The 17369-nt window shown below is 65.0% G+C and carries 12 protein-coding genes and 3 tRNA genes; 10 read left to right on the top strand and 5 right to left on the bottom strand.

Annotated features, from left to right (window positions below; translation table 11 throughout):
* Positions 1–4 precede the first annotated feature (4 nt).
* Positions 5–661, bottom strand: a complete 657-nt coding sequence (locus LTH96_RS12565) for a hypothetical protein (RefSeq protein WP_241466313.1) — start codon at positions 659–661, stop codon at positions 5–7.
* A gap of 231 nt (positions 662–892) precedes the next feature.
* Between LTH96_RS12565 and LTH96_RS12560 the strand changes: the two genes are divergently transcribed.
* A complete protein-coding gene (locus tag LTH96_RS12560) occupies positions 893–1723 on the top strand; it encodes an aldo/keto reductase (RefSeq protein WP_241466312.1) in 831 nt (276 codons plus the stop codon).
* Positions 1724–1840: 117 nt separating this feature from the next.
* Here the strand turns inward: LTH96_RS12560 and LTH96_RS12555 are convergent, their stop codons facing one another.
* A complete protein-coding gene (locus LTH96_RS12555; protein ID WP_241466311.1) occupies positions 1841–3943 on the bottom strand; it encodes a BCCT family transporter in 2103 nt (700 codons plus the stop codon).
* A gap of 438 nt (positions 3944–4381) precedes the next feature.
* Between LTH96_RS12555 and LTH96_RS12550 the strand changes: the two genes are divergently transcribed.
* The 4 genes from LTH96_RS12550 (at position 4382) to LTH96_RS12535 (ending at position 9137) form a co-directional block, all read left to right on the top strand.
* Positions 4382–5677 carry an endonuclease/exonuclease/phosphatase family protein gene (locus LTH96_RS12550; protein ID WP_241466310.1) on the top strand — a complete coding sequence of 432 codons (1296 nt, stop codon included), beginning with the start codon at positions 4382–4384 and terminating at the stop codon, positions 5675–5677.
* Between the two features lie 42 nt (positions 5678–5719).
* A complete protein-coding gene (locus LTH96_RS12545) occupies positions 5720–6676 on the top strand; it encodes an EcsC family protein (protein ID WP_241466309.1) in 957 nt (318 codons plus the stop codon).
* 109 nt (positions 6677–6785) lie between these two features.
* On the top strand, positions 6786–7820 hold the full coding sequence (locus LTH96_RS12540) for a glycerophosphodiester phosphodiesterase family protein (RefSeq protein ID WP_241466308.1): 1035 nt from the start codon (positions 6786–6788) through the stop codon (positions 7818–7820).
* 141 nt (positions 7821–7961) lie between these two features.
* Entirely contained in the window at positions 7962–9137 is a 1176-nt protein-coding gene (locus tag LTH96_RS12535; protein ID WP_241466307.1) for a universal stress protein, read from the top strand.
* A gap of 148 nt (positions 9138–9285) precedes the next feature.
* Here LTH96_RS12535 and LTH96_RS12530 read toward each other — a convergent pair whose 3' ends face one another.
* Together LTH96_RS12530 and LTH96_RS12525 are read right to left on the bottom strand one after the other, a co-directional pair.
* Positions 9286–11163, bottom strand: coding sequence for a C40 family peptidase (locus tag LTH96_RS12530; protein WP_241466306.1), 1878 nt, complete (start codon positions 11161–11163; stop codon positions 9286–9288).
* A 597-nt stretch (positions 11164–11760) separates the two neighbouring features.
* Entirely contained in the window at positions 11761–12126 is a 366-nt protein-coding gene (locus LTH96_RS12525; protein WP_241466305.1) for a metallopeptidase family protein, read from the bottom strand.
* Between the two features lie 104 nt (positions 12127–12230).
* Here LTH96_RS12525 and LTH96_RS12520 point away from each other — a divergent pair.
* From LTH96_RS12520 to LTH96_RS12510, 3 genes are all read left to right on the top strand, one after another.
* Positions 12231–12303 (top strand) — tRNA-Glu (locus LTH96_RS12520).
* 125 nt (positions 12304–12428) lie between these two features.
* A tRNA-Asp gene (locus LTH96_RS12515) sits at positions 12429–12502 on the top strand.
* A gap of 62 nt (positions 12503–12564) precedes the next feature.
* Positions 12565–12637 (top strand) — tRNA-Phe (locus LTH96_RS12510).
* A 354-nt stretch (positions 12638–12991) separates the two neighbouring features.
* Here the strand turns inward: LTH96_RS12510 and LTH96_RS12505 are convergent.
* The gene (locus LTH96_RS12505; protein ID WP_241466304.1) at positions 12992–13294 is read right to left on the bottom strand and encodes an Lsr2 family protein; all 303 of its coding nucleotides are present in this window, start codon (positions 13292–13294) and stop codon (positions 12992–12994) included.
* A gap of 823 nt (positions 13295–14117) precedes the next feature.
* Here LTH96_RS12505 and LTH96_RS12500 point away from each other — a divergent pair.
* Both LTH96_RS12500 and LTH96_RS12495 read left to right on the top strand, forming a co-directional pair.
* On the top strand, positions 14118–14621 hold the full coding sequence (locus tag LTH96_RS12500) for a sigma-70 family RNA polymerase sigma factor (protein WP_241466303.1): 504 nt from the start codon (positions 14118–14120) through the stop codon (positions 14619–14621).
* A gap of 576 nt (positions 14622–15197) precedes the next feature.
* A complete protein-coding gene (locus LTH96_RS12495; protein WP_241466302.1) occupies positions 15198–16892 on the top strand; it encodes a GAF domain-containing protein in 1695 nt (564 codons plus the stop codon).
* The last annotated feature ends 477 nt before the right edge of the window (positions 16893–17369 follow it).

The following is a 17369-nucleotide window of genomic DNA, read 5'->3' as shown; positions in this document are numbered from 1 at the left end:
GCGCTCAGGGGCGCGGGCGATCTTCGGGAAGCTCCTGTGGCAATGGCCTCGTCGGCGCGGTGCCGGTCCGCGGGGGCTGCGCGTGGGGTGCGGCGCCTGCCTGGGTGCCTGGCTGCGCCGGCGCTTCGGGAGTCCGGTCAAGCCCCCGCGGGGTGTTCCCGGCAGCCGGCTGGCGGCTCTGCTGCCCCTTCGTCCTGGAGTCCTTCGCGGCGGTGACGGGATCGCGCGTGGCCTCGGGTCGCTTCGCGGCGGCCGACGGTGGCTGCTCCGTCGCCGGCTGGTGTCCCCACGCCTTGATGCAGCCGAGGACGACATAGGCGATGAGCAGAGCCACCGCGAGCAGCCCGTGCAGGATCATGGTCGCCGTGGCGCCGGTCGCGTCCTGATTGAGGAACGCCAGCACGAACATTCCGATGCTGTGCACGATGGTCAGCTCCATCAGGCCGGGGTAGGCCCGGGGGCGCCAGGCGACGAGGGCGAAGAGCCCCGCGAAGACGATCAGCCCGAAGGCGTGCCACGCTTCCGAGAGAAACGTCTCGGAAGTGGTGAGCTGGAGCTGCGCCAACGACCAACCGGCGAATCCCGCGCAGCCGAGGGCTGAGACGATCAGCAGGGTGCGCCCAGTGGCTCGGCGTCGTGAAGCGGTGACCTCTGCGGCCATGATGAATCCTCTGATCGGTGCGGAGGAGCGCGCCCGGCACGGTGCACTCCTATGACTTCAGCTTAGGCCCGTCTGCATCGGCTGACCAGTGAGTAGGCACTCTGACGAGGGGTCTGCGGAAATGGACCCTTGTCGACCGACCTCATGGAATGATCCTGACTGTTGCGTGGTTCACACAACACGAGGGCAGGGCTGCCCTCAGACATGTACGCAGGATGAGAGAGGTTGCCGATGGCTACTGTTCCCACGATCACACTCAATGATGGGACCGCGATCCCCCAGCTCGGCTTCGGGGTCTGGCAGGTTCCAGCCGACGACGCCGAGAAGGTGGTCGCCGAAGCGCTGAAGGTCGGATACCGGCACATCGACAACGCCGCCGTCTATGGAAACGAAGAGGGCGTGGGACGCGCCATCGCTGCCTCGGGCATTCCTCGCGAGGAGCTCTTCATCACCACCAAGGTCTGGGTGAACGACTTCAAGGCCGGAAACACCAAGCAGGCGCTGCGCACCTCGCTGCAGAAGCTCGGCCTGGACTACGTGGACCTCTACCTGATCCACTGGCCCTCACCAGCCGACGAGGCCTACCTGGACGCGTGGAAGGCGATGGAGGAGCTCCAGGCCGAGGGACTGACGCGCAGCATCGGTGTCTCGAACTTCCTGCCTGAACACCTCGAGCGTGTGGTCGAGGCCGGCACGGTGATTCCAGCGATCAACCAGGTGGAGATCCACCCTGCGCTGCAGCAGCGCAACATCCAGGACGCCAACGACCGGCACGGCATCAAGACCCAGGCCTGGAGCCCGCTCGCGCAGGGTGCCGTCTTCGAGGACGAGCCCGTGGTCGCCGCGGCCCAGGCGCACGAGGTGTCTCCCGCGCAGGTCGTGATCCGCTGGCACCTTCAGCGTGGACGCATCCTGTTCCCCAAGTCAGTCACCCCGGATCGGATCGCGTCGAACTTCGACGTCTTCGGCTTCGAGCTCACCGAGGAGGAGCTCTCAGCCATCGACGGGCTTGAGCGCGACGGTCGAACCGGCCCGAACCCGGGTGAGTTCAACCCCTCCTGATCCCGAGCAGGAGGTGTCTGATCCGGCCGGACACGGCTGGGCAGATGAGAAGGGCGGGCCCCAGTTCATTTGAACTGGGGCCCGCCCTTCTTTCACGTGATCAGATCGCGCAGTGCATCAGCGCTGCGTGTCATCACCCGTGGGCGTGTCAGGATCTGACTCGACTTCGCTGTTTCCGACGGCCTCGTCGTAGATCTGCTCGGACTCCCACTGCTGACCGGTGGCGGAATCCGCGAACTCCGGAGTCGCGAACACCTGATCGGCGATCGGATCGTTGAACGCGACGTCCTCGTCCCAGCCGATGGTGCCCGTCTGCGGGTTGACCACGGTGGAGTGGGGCGGGACGTCCTGGATCGCGAACACCATGTCGTCGGAGTCGAACGGCGTGGAGATGCTTGATTCCTTGGAGGTGGGCTTGTCCAGTCCGGCCAGAGTTGCTGAGGTGCCTCCGAGGAAGCCCTTCAGCGCAGCGCGCTGACCGGTGAGGATCGAACGCACGTTCCGGTGCACGCCTGGAGCCGAGTCCCCGCCGCCCGGAGCATTGCGCGCGGTGTCGACCAGCGCCGATTTGCTGGCCGTGGGCCGGATGCGGACGTATCGAGGCATCGTCTTCGTCTCGTAGTTGAACATCCGGACCTGAGCGATCACGGCCAGAACCATCACGATGGACATCGGAGCCGCCGCGCTGATCGCAGCGACCTGCAGCACGCGCAGGGAGGCATCTGCGGCCTCTCCGCCTCCGGCTGCCAGCAGCACGATGGCGGTGATCGCGATGAACACAGTCCAGAACACGCGGGTCAGCTTCGGTGTCTCGGTGCGTCCGCCATAGGAGAGCACATCGGTGACCAGTGAGCCGGAGTCTCCGGAGGTGACGAAGAAGATCGCGATCACCAGAATGGCCACCACCGCTGTGATCGACGCCAGGGGCAGCTGCTCGAGCAGGGTGAAGGTTGCACCGACGGTGTCGATGCTGCCGTCTTCGCCCACCATGACACCCTCGGTCACCTGGTACCAGATGCCGGAGGAGCCGAAGATGGTGAACCAGATCAGTCCGACCAGGGTCGGCGCGAGGAGCACGCCCATGACGAACTGACGGATGGTGCGTCCGCGGGAGATCCGCGCGATGAACATGCCGACGAAGGGCGCCCAGCTCATCCACCAGCCCCAGTAGTAGATGGTCCAGTCGGCGGACCAGCCGCCATCTTCACCGCCGGCGTAGCTGGCCCCGGTCTCGAACAACAGCTGCGGGAAGGCCATCAGGTACTCGCCGAGGTTGCCTACAAGAGACTGCAGCAGGAACAGAGTCGGACCCGCGATCAGGACGAACAGCGCCAGCAGCGCGGCGAGGACCATATTGAAGTTTGAGAGCCACTTCAGACCCTTGTTCACGCCGGTGATCACCGAGAAGGTGGCGATCGCCATGATGACCACGACGATCATGGTCAACAGAACGGTGTTCGCCGGATCCTCGATCCATCCCATGAAGCCGAGGCCGGCCGCGATCTGCTGAGTCCCGATCCCCAGTGAGGTCACGATGCCGAAGACGGTGCCGACGATCGCGACCACATCGATCACGTGCCCTACCCAGGACTCGATGAGCTTGCGGCCGAAGATCGGCTCCAGCAGCCACCGCACCGAGAGTGGGCGTCCGCGGCGGAAGGTCATATAGGCCATGCCGAGTCCGATGACCACGTAGATGGCCCATGCATGCAGGCCCCAGTGGAAGACGGACTGGCCCATCGCGGCGCCTATGGCGGCTGACTCGCCCGCCGCGACCATCTCGTCGCTGGCGTCCATGCCGACGGCTCCCGTGACGTCTGGCGGAGCGATGAAGTGCCACAGCGGCTCGGCCACGCCCCAGAAGACGAGTCCGATGCCCATGCCTGCGGCGAAGAGCATGGTGAACCAGGAGCCGAGCGAGAACTCAGGCTTCTCGTCGTCGCGACCCAGACGGATGTTGCCTACCTTGGAGGCTCCGGCCCAGAGGGCGAAGACCACGAAACCGGTGGCGACCAGGACATACCACCAGCCGATGGTGTTCACGATGGTGGCGTTCAGCGTCTCGAAAGCTTCAGCGCCATTGGCTTCGCCCCAGATGGTTGCGAAGATCAGGCCAGCGACGATGATGAGCACGGCAGGGATGAATACGGGCTTGTTCAGGCCGCGCCAGGCGTCAGCCGGCGACCAGTCCCGTAGTCGAGCTTCGGGTTGCGAAGCCATGTGGTCCTCCTCGGTGAAGTGAGAGTGTTCTCTAGTCATGTGCAAGACGATTCAGTGCGCAGCGATCAATTCGTTCCAGACACAGAAAAAGACGACGTCGGCTCTCCGGTCGCTGCGGCGGGGTTGGTTCCCTGCGCCAACGCGACTGTCGGCAGAACTCTGCGTCGTCGTCAGAAGTGTCGTGCACTCTCGAATTTGAAGCGTATATCTTCTATTTACACACCCGTTGGTCTTATAATGCAACTGCTGGCGACCGGGGGAGAGTTTCATCACGGCCCGGCCCGGCGGCGGAGGTCGATCGCTCCTCATTTCCACTGTTACGCCTTGGTAACTGTTTCCACAAGTTGCGTTCTGGGCTTGGCACGGCCAGAGTGCCGCATTACGGTGTAACCCATGCCCAATGGCCAGCAACGATCTGAGCTGCGGGCCAGAGGATTCATGCGCAGCGGTTTCTCCAGCTGCCTCGTGGCCGGTCTGCTAGTGGCTGGATCTTCCGGTGCGCACGCCACGACCACCAGCAGCGACAGCATCAGCAGCGAGACCGGGAGCGGCGCCGCCGACGGCCCGACCACCGCTTCCTACTACCCCACCCCGGGGCAGCCCCTCGTGACGCCTGAGTCCCAGGAGTTGACCACGACCGTGGAGAAGGCCGCCGGGGACATCCGGGTGGCTACCCTTCACGCGCAGATCCGCGGGGCCTCCTCCGCGGAGGTCCTTGAAGAGCTCCACGGCGGGATGCATCCGCAGGCCCGGGTCCTGGCCGAGACCGTGCAGGTCAATGCCCCCGACGTGTTGGTGCTGACCGGGCTCAGCTACGACGAGCACCAGCAGATCGCCACGACGGTCAATGACGAGTACCTCTCCCGCGGCCAGAACGGCCAGACCGGCATCAAGTACTCCCATGTATATACGGCGCCGACCAACTCGGGCATCGACTCGGGTGCGGACCTGGACGGTGACGGACGGATCGGTGGCCCCGCCGACGCGCTGGGCTACGGACGGTACGCGGGGGAGCGCGGCATGGCGGTCTTCTCCACCTACCCCATCGCTGAGGATGAGGTCCGCACCTTCCAGGAGTTCCTCTGGCAGGACATGCCGGAGAATTCCATGCCCGCGGACGAGTTCTCCGATCTTGAGAAGTCGGTGCTGCCTCTGCCCAGCACCAGCCTGTGGGACATTCCGGTCGAGGTTCCAGGCGAGGCGGATCACGTGCACGTCGTGGCCACCGATCTCAACAGCCCTCCCGGGCCCACGACGCCCGACGTCGCTCGCAGTGAGGACCAGCGCCGGATGGTCGCGGAGTTCGTCTCCGGAGCATCCTGGTACCTCTATGACGACGAGGGCGCCTATGGTGGCCTCGAGTCCGGCACGCCATTCGTGGTCGCGGGCAGCCTTGCCGACGCGCAGGAGCTTCAGACCTGGCCCAACCGCCAGGTCCCAGAGCTCGCCTCGCTGTTGAACGACGCCACCATCCAGGACCCGGGCCCCGAGGCGATCACCGACGAGCCGCTGCCGCAGCGCCGCGACGCTGCCGCAGATCCTCAGGCGACCCACGGACTGACCGGCGGCGATGCCGTGCGATCCTCGTACGTGCTCCCCGCTGCCGCCCTCGACGTCGACAGCTCCGGCGTCTTCTGGCCCGCGGAGGGCGAGTTCGGCTTCAACCTGGTGGACCCTGCCGACCCTGACTCGCCGGTCGGACGACTCGTCTGGCTGGACATCGCCGGGAGCTGAATGGCTTCCCATCTGGTCGGGGTCACGCCCTAGACTGAGGCCATGAAGAAGTCTTCGGGGAACGGGAAACTCATGGGTGCTGCAGCTTCCGGCTTCTTCGCCCAGCAGACGGTATCCATGGTCAAGGGTCACGCCTTTGACGATTCCGGCAAGCTGACCCCGCGTGCGGAGACCTGGCTGACCCGGGCGGTCACCGTGCAGCGGCCGCTGGTGCTGGCCAATCTGCGCAGGCTGCGCAAGGCGCACCCCAGCTTCTCCAATCACCAGCTGGCCGCCCAGCTGGACAAGGACTTCACCCGCGGAATGACCGGCGGAGGCGCCCTGATCGGCGCTACCGCGGCAGTGCCTGCAGTGGGCACCGTGACCTCACTCGGACTCTCCGCGGCGGCCACGGGAAGCTTCCTCGAGGCCTGCGCGCTCTACGCGCAGTCGATCGCTGAACTCTCAGGAATCAGCACCGCAGACCCCGAACGGGCGAAGCTGCTGGTGATGGGTGTGATGCTCGGCGATCAGGGCCGCCAGCTCTTGGGGGAGCTCTCCCAGCAGGCGGGCGGCAAGGGTGCCGGCCCGTTCTCCTCCCTGGTCCCGATGAACAGCTCCGCCAACTCCTCCGGGGTGTCCGGACTGGTGGTCAACCAGATCAAGCGGCAGTTCATGCGCCGATTCTTCATCCGCTCGGGCACGACGATGATCGGCCGCGCTATTCCCTTCGGCATCGGGATGGTCGTCGGAGGCGCCGCGAACCATCGACTGGCCAGTCAGATCGTGAAGTCTGCCCACAAGACCTTCGGTGAGCTGCCCGAGCAGACGCCTGCGGCCCTGGTGGCGGACATGAAGCGAGCGCTGGAGCGCGAGCGGCTGCGCGCCGAGCGCAAGGAGCGCCGCGGACGCAAGCGCGAGATCCTCGCTGCGCGTGGATCCCAGAAGCGCCGCGGCGACAGATCCTCCGCCGACGCGCTCGAAACCACCCGCCCCATGGCAGACGCGCCCCGGCGCTGAACACCCACCCCCACACCGCGAGGTCATTCACTCCATGTTCACTGAAGCTTTCCCGAATGTGCCACCCGATCGACGCGCCCCGTTGTCCCTCTAGGCCCAGTCTGGAACTGTGACATTGGAACTCGCCCAGAACCAGGAGTCCGGCGGCGCGCTTCGGCCGGCTCCACCGGTCAGCCTGGACACCGCGCTGCTGCACGATCATTCTCCGGAGGATCCGCTGGATCTCGGTGCACCAACGGACTCCCGCGGTCGGCGGGCAAGGGTCTTCGCGCACCGGGGGGCTTCAGGACTGTTTCCCGAGCACACCCGTGCGGCCTACCGCCGGGCGATCCAGGAGGGTGCAGACGGCCTGGAGATCGATCTGCACCTGACCGCTGACGGTGAGCCGGTCTGCTTCCACGACGCCACGGTTGACCGCACCAGCAACGGCACCGGCTCGGTGGCGGAGCTCAGTCTGGCCCACATGCGCAGCCTCGACGTCACCAGTTGGAAGACGCCGAAGCTTCCCGGCGACTACGGCACCCAGCATCAGCAGCTGATGACCCTCGCCGACGTCCTGGAGCTGATGATCGACGCCGGTCGCGATCTCGACCTCGCCGTGGAGCTGAAGCACCCCTCGCCATATGGGGATCGGCTGGAGACCAAGGTGCTGCGCACCTTGCTGCGCTTCGGATGGGACCCAGAGACCTCGGCGATTCCCGCCGGTGAGTTCGGCCAACATGCAGTGACCGTGTCCTTCATGAGCTTCTACCCCGGATCCCTGCTCTACCTGGCGGATATGGTGGCCCCTGACAAGCTCTGCGCCCTGCTCAGCTCGGTCACCGAGGCGCAGGTGCAGAAGCGGCTGGAGAAGGTGCCGCTGGCGATGGCGGTCCGGCCCGTGATGGCCGCCTTGATGCGCGGAACCCTTCGCGACTCCGAGGCGCTGGTCTGGAACGGACGGGCCGGAATCGCTGGCCCCGGACTCGCCTACGTCAAAGACCACCGGGCCGAGGTCAAGGCCTGGGTGGCACAGGGCTCTCGGCTTCGCGTGTGGACGGTCGATGCTCCGCAGGACGCAGCGCTGCTCATCGATCTCGGGGTTCAGGAGATCACCACGAACTACCCCGCACGACTGTTGCAGACGGTCGCCTCTTCCGGCTGAGCGCGCCGAGTCCGTGCGCCCCGCCCGCCGAACCCTCGGATCAGCGGCGTCCGGACGACGCGGCCACCCGCGGATGTCTCCAGTCGACATGGAGCGATATCATGGGCCCAAGCTGACCGCCACGGCCTCCAGGAGCTCATCATGAACCCCGCACCGCACCGTGAACCCCCAGACAGTGCCTCCCTGCGCAGCGGTCGCGCGTCCCACCCGCCCGCGGCAGAAGAGACACCGCGCCCGGCCCGTTCGGCACGGGGCAGAGCCCGCGGCGTCGTCGTCGGTGTGGACGGCTCGGAGCAGTCGCTTCGCGCCGCGCACTGGGCCGCGGCCGAGGCTCATCGCCGCGAGCTGCTGCTGACCGTGGTCACCGCGTATTCGATCCCGGCCTTCGCCGCCTCCTCGATGGACGGCGGCTACGCGCTGATGGATGACTCGGCGCTGCGTCAAGGCTCAGAGAAGGTCATCGAGCAAGCCGCGGAATTCCTGCGTGACTACCCCGGGGAGGTCCGTTACGAGGTCGAGTCCGGGGACCCGGCCGGGGTGCTGCTGGACTACTCCCACGACGCCGTGGTCCTGGTGGTCGGCAGCCGCGGCCGGGGAGGGTTCCTCGGGCGGCTGCTCGGCTCTGTTTCATCTGCGCTTCCGGCCCACGCCAAGTGTCCGACCGTCCTGGTGCCGCTGAAGTTCTCCTCCAAGGAGTCCAATGCCGTGACCACCGCCACCGGAGCCATCCCGCTCGTGGGTGGGCCGGCACAGGGTGCGACGACGACTCATGCGACTCCGCCGGGCAGCGCCGCGCCCGCCTCGGTGATCGCCGAGGGTGCGCACCCGATCCGACCCAAGGACTCGCGTCCGGTGTCGGCAGGCGTGGACGGATCGGACTTCGGTCGCGTCGCCGCGCTGGTGGCCGCCCGTGAGGCCAGCGAACGGGGAACCAGCCTGCGCATCGTGTGCGCGTTGCCGCCGGTGGGCGCGACGCTGGTCTGGATCCCGACCAGCATCGACAACGACGCGGCGCTGCAGGAGCTGCGCGAGAAGCTCGAAGCGGGTCGACTCTGGCTGCACAGCCACTACCCGGACCTGCAGATCGAGGCCGAGGTGATCGACGGCACCGCCGTGGATGTCCTGGTCCAGGAGACTCGTGGCGCGCAGCTCACCGTCATCGGCACACGCGGCCGTGGTGGTTTCGCGGGGATGCTGCTGGGATCTACTTCCCAGGGCGTGCTGCACCACGCGGAGGGCCCGTTGATGGTGGTCCCGGACAACGAGGACACGCGGCTGGAGAACCGCCCTGAGTTCGGACCGATGCTCGGAGACTGACGCTCCCCGCTTGACCCAGACACAGAGAAATGAGGGCCCCCGGTGTCCGACGCCGGGGGCCCTCATCATCTTCATCTTCTATCCGTCTCGCCGCCCTACCGCGAGCGGGAGAACCAGTGAGAGGTCATTCAGTTGTGCGTGTGGTGGTTCAGATCATGCGGCGCACGACTGAGGGTGTCTGGTAGACCGAGCGGACCTGGAGTCCACGAGCGGGGTTCGAGGCATCGACCATCTGGCCGTTGCCGAGGTAGATGCCTACGTGGCCCGGTGCAGAGGCGCTGCCGAAGAACACCAGGTCCCCGCGGCGCATGTCACCCACGGAGACTGCCCGTCCCTCGTTGACCTGGCTGAACGTGGTGCGGCTCATGCTGACTCCGGCCTGTCCGAAGGCCTGCTGCACCAGGGAGGAGCAGTCAAAGGCATTCGGACCGTTGGCGCCCAGCACGTAGCTGACGTCGCCGCGGTTGGCCTGCGCGACGGCCCAGTTGATCGCAATCTCAACACCGTTGGAGTTGCTGCTGGCCGGGACCACGTTCGAGGACTGCGCCTGGCTCTGTGCCGGGTTCTGTGCCGGGGCAGGCGCGGGGGCCTGCGTGCGCTCCGGGACGGGCGCAGGGGCCCGGGTGGGCTCCGGCTCTGGTGCCGGCTCGGGCTCAGGTTCTGGTTCGACCTGGGCTGCGAGGTAGTCCACGTGCCAGCGCATCTTGTTCCACGAGGCATTTCCGTCCGCGTTGGTCAGTGCTCCGTTGCTCAACACTGCCCGGTAGTAGTCCTGAGCGCCTCCGCTGAAGGAGGCCTCAAGCTCAGCGCCCTCGCGCATCAGCGTCTGCATGCTCGTGCTGAGACTGCTGAACGACGCGATCGTGGGCTCCGGTGCAGGCGCAGTGGCCGGCGCAGGCCGTGGCTCCTCGGAAGGTGCGGCTTCCCCGGCCGCACCTTCCGAGGAAGTCTCTTCAGCGGCGGCCTCTTCGGCTGCTGCTGCTTCGGCCGCTGCCTGCGCGGCGGCGGCTTCTTCAGCTGCTGCTGCCTCTTCGGCTGCTTCTTCAGCGGCGGCCTCTTCGGCTGCTTCTTCAGCGGCGGCCTCTTCGGCTGCTGCTTCAGCGGCGGCCTCTTCGGCTGCTGCTTCAGCGGCGGCCTCTTCGGCTGCTGCTGCTTCGGCCGCTGCCTGCGCGGCTGCTGCCGTTTCGGCGGCCTCCGACTCTTCAGCTGCGGCCTCAGCTGCTGCCTCAGCTTCTTCCGCGACGGTGGCCTCGGCTTCGGCCTCTGCTGCTGCCGCCTCTTCAGCTTCGGCGGCGGCTGCTGCCTCAGCCTCGGCGGCCTCCTCCGCGGCTTCATCGGTGATGCGAGCCTGCTCGGCGTCTGCGCGAAGCGCGGTGATCCGGTAGCTCAGCTGCTCGTGATCGACTTCGCCGTTCTCGTCGACGAACTCACTGTTGCCGAGGATCTGCTCGAAGAAGCTCTGCAGGTCACCTTCCCAGCCCTCAAGCTCCATCAGGTTCTCGAGGAGCTCCTGGAGCCGCTCCCCGACCTGTTCGACGTCGGTGCGGGTGGTCTCGGTGGCGCGCTCGGCGTTCGCGCTGGCCTCAGCGGCGCTGGTGGAGTTCTGGCGAGCCTGTTCGGCAAGGCTCTCGGCCTCGGCGGCCTCCTGCTCTGCGGCGATGGCGTCTTGTTCAGCCTGCTCCTGAAGCCGTGTGTCAGTCGCGGCGTCGGCCAGGCTGTCCTCTTCGGTGAGCAGGACCTCTGCGACGGAAGTCTCAGGTTCCTGGTACGCCTCCACGGCAGCCGCCTGAGTCTCCTCAGCGGCCGTGCGCGCTTCATCGGCTGCAGCGGCAGCCTCATCGGCGTCGACCTGTGCCTGTACGGCGGCCTGGTGTTCTTCCTGCATTGCAGATTCCAGCTCCAGCGCACGTTGGCTGGCCTGGGAGATCCGGTCAGAGATCTCGTCGATCATCTGTTCGGTGGCCTGGGACGAGTCCCGGGCGGTGGAAATCTCTTTGGCGGATGGAACCGCGGGGAGTTCAGTCAAAGTGACTGAGTCGGCGGAATTCTTATCATTCTGTTCGACGGCATTGGCGGCGCGATCGGCCACCAGATCGGGGAGAGTTGTCCCGACCAACGCTGTCGTCACGACGGCGGCAGTAATTGCGGCCACCGCAAGATTGCGACGGTATTTCACGGTAGATCCTCACTTAGTCCTCACTGGGGAAGCGCCGCAGCCCGTCTCACAGGGCAAGGTTCGAATCGCGGTTGCCTCAGCTCTTGGACTCACGTGACCAGGCGGACCCAGGGAAAGACAGTTTAAAAACCCTCAATCAAAAAGGTGATCGCCGTGCGGTGATAGCCGTGTGATCCAGAGGCCGAAGCGTAACGATGGGAAACGCGATTCGAGCCTTTTGGCGCTACGCCGGTAACGATAGTTGTGGATTTGTCATCTTGGCAACAGGTCGTGTCGTTCCTGTGATCAAGCTATGGAGGGCTACTTCCCTGTCATTCCGGGGATCTAGCGGCACAAAGCCTTAGTTGCAACCTTCAAGTAGGTTGAAGGTTGAGCCTCCCCGACATTGCAATGACACTGTGCTAATAGCGTTATAGGTGGCGGCCGATATCCTCGGTGCCGCTGTATTCAGCCCCAGCCGAGACGATGCAGAGTGTCATCGTCGATCCCGAAGAAGTGGGCCACCTCGTGGATCACCGTGATCGTGATCTGATCGAGCACTTCCTCGCGGCTGTGGCACATCTGCAGGATCGGCTCCTTATACAGCGTGATGTGATCCGGCATGGACCAGCCTTCCCCGCCGCGCTCAGTGAGCGGGGTCCCCTCGTAGAGCCCCAGCAGCACCGTCGAGGGATCCTCCCATGACTGTGGTTCGTATCGGTCCTCGACGAAGACCGCCACATTCTCGAGCTGGTCGGCCAGTTCTGCGGGAATGCTGTTCAGGGCTTCGGTGGAGGCGGCGTCAAATTCCTCGTCGCTCATGGGAAAGACCATGGCTTCATCCTAGAGAGACCCGCACCCAGAGGGGGTCTTCGCCGGCGGATTTGCTCTCCGGGGGTGCTGGACCTAAACTTTTACAGGTTCCCACCAGGGATCGGGCCCCCATCGTCTAGCGGCCTAGGACACCGCCCTTTCACGGCGGCGGCACGGGTTCGAATCCCGTTGGGGGTACTCCGGTGAAACGGGGACTGCGATGGCAAGTCGCGGATCATGGTCTTGAATCTCACGGAAGTGTGATTTGGATCGAAGGGGTGGGACTGGTAAGGTTTCACTTCGTGCCAAGCGGCACAAAGTAAGGCCCTGTAGCGCAGTTGGTTAGCGCGCCGCCCTGTCACGGCGGAGGTCGCGGGTTCAAGTCCCGTCAGGGTCGCTTCACTCTCTGTACAGAGAATCTGGGCGGAGAGCGAGTCGTCGTCGCAGTTGGCGATTTATGGCTCTGTAGCTCAGTTGGTAGAGCGTTCGACTGAAAATCGAAAGGTCACCGGATCGACGCCGGTCGGAGCCACCTTTACCCGGTATCGGGTGAGAAAACCCCTGGATCTCCAGGGGTTTTCTTGTGTCTGGGGTCAGGTGCGAACCTGCATCCAGTCGCGCATTCCGGAGATCCCGGATATTCAGGTCAGTCCAGCGAGCTGCTTCTCTACGACTCTGGCTGCATCCGTGGCCGCCTTCAGCGTCTATGCAGACGACACGGGTGATGGAAGGATTCCAGGGCCTGTGATTCCATCTCGCCCGCACAGTGGGATGCCCGAGTGCTCGGGAAGCCGTAGAAGAGGCGCAGCAGCTTGTACTTCACAGATGGGTGGAGCCTGGAAGCGTGCGCTTCCAGGCTCCACCCATCTGAAGTATTCATCGCTCTCTAGCGCTTCTTGGCGTTGCGATAGGCCTCAACGATGTCGCGGTGCAATCGGCCCCGCGTGGAGACCTGATAACCGTTGTTCACCGCCCACTCACGAATCTGCCGAGCCTCATTCTGCGGTGACGGAGGGGCAATGACCCGCCCCTTGCGGATGTACTGCTTCAGCGTCTCACGCAGCTCCTTCGTGTGCTCATCGCTGAGGTCGATCTCGTAATACCGAGCATCCAGACCAAAAGCCACGGTCTCTTTCGCTTCACTGCCGTCAAGATCGTCGACGAGCACCACTTCAATCCTCTGAGCCATATTCAACACCTCACTGCTTAATCGAGGATGAGGCAGTACCTGCCTCGTCCATCGCATCGACTCCTGCAAGGAGAAGTCCTGCAGAAGGTATAGCTAATGATGGTTACTCCGGAAAGGTGCCCTGCGTTCAAGCTTGTCCCAAATAAAAATTTAATTCGAAAGAAGAGCAGATGTCCGGGCATGAGTGCCCGACAGGTTGGCTGAACCGTGGGTCTGGTCATATAAAGCAGAGACACATTTACCACCCTCGTCTTATGGGTGGCACGAGAATCATCACTGATCACGAGCTGGTCAGGGTCGGCGAAAGGTTTGGTGCGAGGGGCTGAAGCTTTCCACTTGTTTGTGAGATTTATCACATTCGATGGACCCCGGATGGTTTATGGATACTCTGGTAGAGATTTAGTTCAAATTTTTATTAGCTATTCGTTGCTAGTCAGCCTCCTTGCACGGAGCCCGGCTCTGGCAGCGGGAAGGCCCGTTCCGATGCCTGATCAACTGACCGTGAAAAGCAGCTTCTGTGCGAGTCTTCCCGTCGCCAGCACCAGAGCGCACAGCTGGCCCGACCGGAGGTCACTGGCCGGCTGGAGACGGTCAACGGCGGACTGGGAAGGAAAGCCAGTGGGCGTCGTGGGGCTCACCCGCACCGACGGGAAGCGCAGACTCTCGTCGTGGCCAGGTCCAAGGTTCCCTGTTTCTCCAGCGATCCGGGGTCCGAACGCACAGCAGTTTCACCGCTTCGGCACCTGTCCGGGCCGTGACGCCATGGAGTGCAGCGCTCAGAGAAATGAATCCCGGAGTCCTGAGGCACCAGAGGGAGCTTTCGATGCGTCACGAAGGTGAGGCGCCCTTCGACGTCTGTGCAACGTTCGCTGTCCACGGGTCTGCTCTTTTTGCGTTCGCACTCAACGCGCTGGGTGACCGGGCCGAGGCGGAAGACTGTGTTCAGGAGGTCTTCATCCGTGCCTGGCGGAACAGAGGGCAGTACAGCAGTGAACGGGGCTCGGTGAGAACCTGGTTGTTCGCCATCGAACGGGACCTCGTCGCGGACGCGTTGCGAGCTCGCGCTCGGCACCCGGCGCGATCGGGTCCGGAGGGGATCGAGGGGGCGACCGAGCCGGGGACAGAGGATCTCCTCCTCGTGGAGCGGTTGGACCTCTATGCGTCTCTGGCTACGCTCACGTCCGAACACCGCGAGGTCATCGTTGCTGTTCAACTGCACGGCGTTGGATATCAAGAGCTTTCGGAACAGACAGGAGTTCCGGTCGCGACCTTGCGGACGCGCATGTACTACGGGCTGAGATCGCTGCGGACGGCACTGGAAGTCTGAGAATGCGATCGAGCGCAGTGCGGTCGGCAAGGTGCGAGCGGTGTCCGCGATGATGAACGCCTTCCTGGTTTCGGCCTTCGCGGACCTGGCGTGCATATGCGCGAGCTCGATCGCGTCGGTGGCCCGGGTGACCGGGGCGCCGATCGTTGCCGATTGATCCACCCACGATCAGCGCTGCGCCATGATCATCGGTCAGCGCAGCGCCACGGCACTGCTTCCGGGACACTGTCGGGAAGAAATTTCGGATTGACCTTGAACGCGCTCGCAGTTAGTGACGTACCACCCTATGGACCCTTCACCATGCGGCACCGGGTCCTCTAAGTGGTGCCACAAAACCATGAGGCGCTGACGTCTCCAGCCGAAAAGGTGATTGATTGTTCTATACGAAGGCTCGCCGAGCACCCTCCCCACGGCGACCCGGGAACTTGCACTCAAGATTCACCCGTCGCACGTGCGACGGGAAGAACTGCCTGGACGCGGAGAAAGACGCCGAGCAGTACGCCCCGATCACCGCGCTCGGTTGGTCTCGGGCCCACCGAGGCGGGCATATGGTCAGGCTTCGTTGCCAGGAGGGTTATGGATGCCGATGAACTTCGGGTGACCTACCTTCCGAAGCTTGAAGCCAATGGTGCGGTGGGGGATTCCATCGCGCGCACTATCCGGGTCCTCAGCTCCCAGCGCAGACTGCAGACCCTGCTCGACGCCAGCAACGTCGTGGCCAGCGATCTGGACCTGGAACATGTTCTGCGGCGCATCGCCGAGGAGGCCAGGATCGTCGCGGACGCCGAGTACGCCGCACTGGGCGTCATCGCCGCTGATGGCTCCCTCGAGCGGTTCATCCACGTCGGGATGGCGCAGCACGTGGCCGAGAAGATCGGAGACCTGCCCGCCGGGCACGGGGTCCTGGGCGCGGTGAACCAGAGCAGCAACCCGATCCGACTCACCGACCTCACCACGGATCCCCGGGCGGTCGGCTTTCCCGCCCACCACCCGCCGATGAACAGCTTCCTCGGGGTCCCGATCAAGATCCGCGGCGAGACCTACGGCAACCTCTACCTCACCAACCGGGCCGATGGGCCCTTCACCGACGAGGACGAAGAACTCGTCACGGCGCTGGCCGCCACGGCTGCGACCGCGATCAACAACGCCCGACTCTACGAAGAGGCCCGCCGAGCGCAGCAGCTCAGCGCCGTCCTGGGCGATGTCACCTCAGCACTGCTGGCCTCGGAGACCATCGATGTCTTCGGCGTCCTGGCCCACGGGGTCGCGACCCTCACCGAAGCGGACTTCGCCGCCATCGTGACCTCCGACGCGGTGGGCGAAGAGCTCTTCATCGACACCGCCCGCGGACAGGGCGCCTCGCTGATCGAGGGCGAGGTGCTGCCCTGGGTCGAAGGCGCGGTGTCGCGGGCCATGGAGGGGACGGCGAGCATCTCGCCTCCCGAGGGAACAGATGTCCCACCGTTCTGTGAGCGGGTCCCGAGCTCCTCGGTGATCGCTGTTCCGCTGATCGTCTCCGGGGACCGCATCGGTGCGGTCTGCGCGACCCGGGCCGAGTCCCGGCCGGCCTTTGACTCCGGTGACCTGGAGCTGCTCTCGGACTTCGCGACCCAGGCGGGTCTGGCTGTGGCGCTGTCCTGGGCGCGAGCGGATCGGCAGCGGCTCGGCGTGATCGAAGACCGGGCGCGCACTGCTCGGGATCTCCATGACCATGTCATCCAGCGGCTCTTCGCCACGGGCCTGGGGCTGCAGGCCTTCGCCTCGGCTCACCCCCGACATTGCGGGAGGATCGACAGGCATGTGGCGGAGATCGACGCGGCCATTGAAGACATCCGCAACGCGATATTCACTCTGCGCACCCGTAAGACCACCAGGACCATGCGTCATCGGCTGCTCGATGTCGTCACCGAGCTCTCGGCCGGGCTTGGCATGGCTCCGAAGGTGACCTTCACGGGTCAGATCGATGCGTTCATCAAGGGTGAGCTCGCAGATGATGTCGTCGCGGTCCTGCGTGAGACGGTCACCAACGTGACTCGCCATGCCAGGGCGACTGCGGTCTCGATCGAGGTCCAGGCAGACTCCGCCGGAGTCACGGTCACGGTCGGTGACGACGGGGTCGGCCTGGCTGCCGGTGACAAGACCGCGAGCGGCACTGCGAATCTGCGGGCCAGGGCGGGTGCTCGGGGTGGTGCCTTTGGGCTGACCCCGGGGGAGAACGGCGGGGTGCGGGCGCGCTGGCACGTCCCGGTCCATGGTCAGGACGTCCCATGATCAGACCACCCGTGTCGCGGCGGTCATCGCTGGCGCCTCGGGGCACCGGATCGACACCGGACGGAGCCACACAGAGCCGATATCGGGTAAGAAGACGCCTGGATTCCCCGGGAGTTTCTTGAGACTGAGGTTGGGTGTCAGATTCTATCCAGGCACACGATCCGTGCAGGCTCCGGGGCGTCATGCCGGTCCAGTAGGCCGCCGCTGTCCCCGTGTCGGAATTCGGCCCTCTCCCGACTCATTCCCAGGGGCTCTGCGCATCCGCAGGACGGGGCCCGCCTTCTGATCGAAGCCGGCCCCGTCCTGTTTCGGTGAGTCTCAGCTGCCGCGGACCTCCTCTGCCGAGGACCTGGCCGAATCCGTGACGGTGCTCTTCTGCTCCTGACCCTCAGACCTCACGTTCTGAGCGCTCTCCGCCGCGGAATCACGAACCCGCTGCACAGATTCCTGCGCAGGCTCCTTGAGCTCCTCAGCCAT

This window comes from Nesterenkonia sp. LB17 (assembly GCF_022565915.1).
Lineage (GTDB): Bacteria > Actinomycetota > Actinomycetes > Actinomycetales > Micrococcaceae > Nesterenkonia.
Note: the sequence above shows the minus strand (reverse complement) of the source record. Positions and strands in the feature narration are given on the sequence as shown.

Excerpts from the sequence above, each read along its gene's own strand:
- LTH96_RS12495 (WP_241466302.1), top strand. The coding sequence starts at position 15,198 with ATGGATGCCGATGAACTTCGGGTGACCTACCTTCCGAAGCTTGAAGCC.
- LTH96_RS12500 (WP_241466303.1), top strand. The coding sequence starts at position 14,118 with ATGCGTCACGAAGGTGAGGCGCCCTTCGACGTCTGTGCAACGTTCGCT.
- LTH96_RS12525 (WP_241466305.1), bottom strand. The coding sequence starts at position 12,126 with ATGGTCTTTCCCATGAGCGACGAGGAATTTGACGCCGCCTCCACCGAA.
- LTH96_RS12505 (WP_241466304.1), bottom strand. The coding sequence starts at position 13,294 with ATGGCTCAGAGGATTGAAGTGGTGCTCGTCGACGATCTTGACGGCAGT.
- LTH96_RS12560 (WP_241466312.1), top strand. The coding sequence starts at position 893 with ATGGCTACTGTTCCCACGATCACACTCAATGATGGGACCGCGATCCCC.
- LTH96_RS12565 (WP_241466313.1), bottom strand. The coding sequence starts at position 661 with ATGGCCGCAGAGGTCACCGCTTCACGACGCCGAGCCACTGGGCGCACC.
- LTH96_RS12550 (WP_241466310.1), top strand. The coding sequence starts at position 4,382 with ATGCGCAGCGGTTTCTCCAGCTGCCTCGTGGCCGGTCTGCTAGTGGCT.
- LTH96_RS12535 (WP_241466307.1), top strand. The coding sequence starts at position 7,962 with ATGAACCCCGCACCGCACCGTGAACCCCCAGACAGTGCCTCCCTGCGC.
- LTH96_RS12545 (WP_241466309.1), top strand. The coding sequence starts at position 5,720 with ATGAAGAAGTCTTCGGGGAACGGGAAACTCATGGGTGCTGCAGCTTCC.
- LTH96_RS12555 (WP_241466311.1), bottom strand. The coding sequence starts at position 3,943 with ATGGCTTCGCAACCCGAAGCTCGACTACGGGACTGGTCGCCGGCTGAC.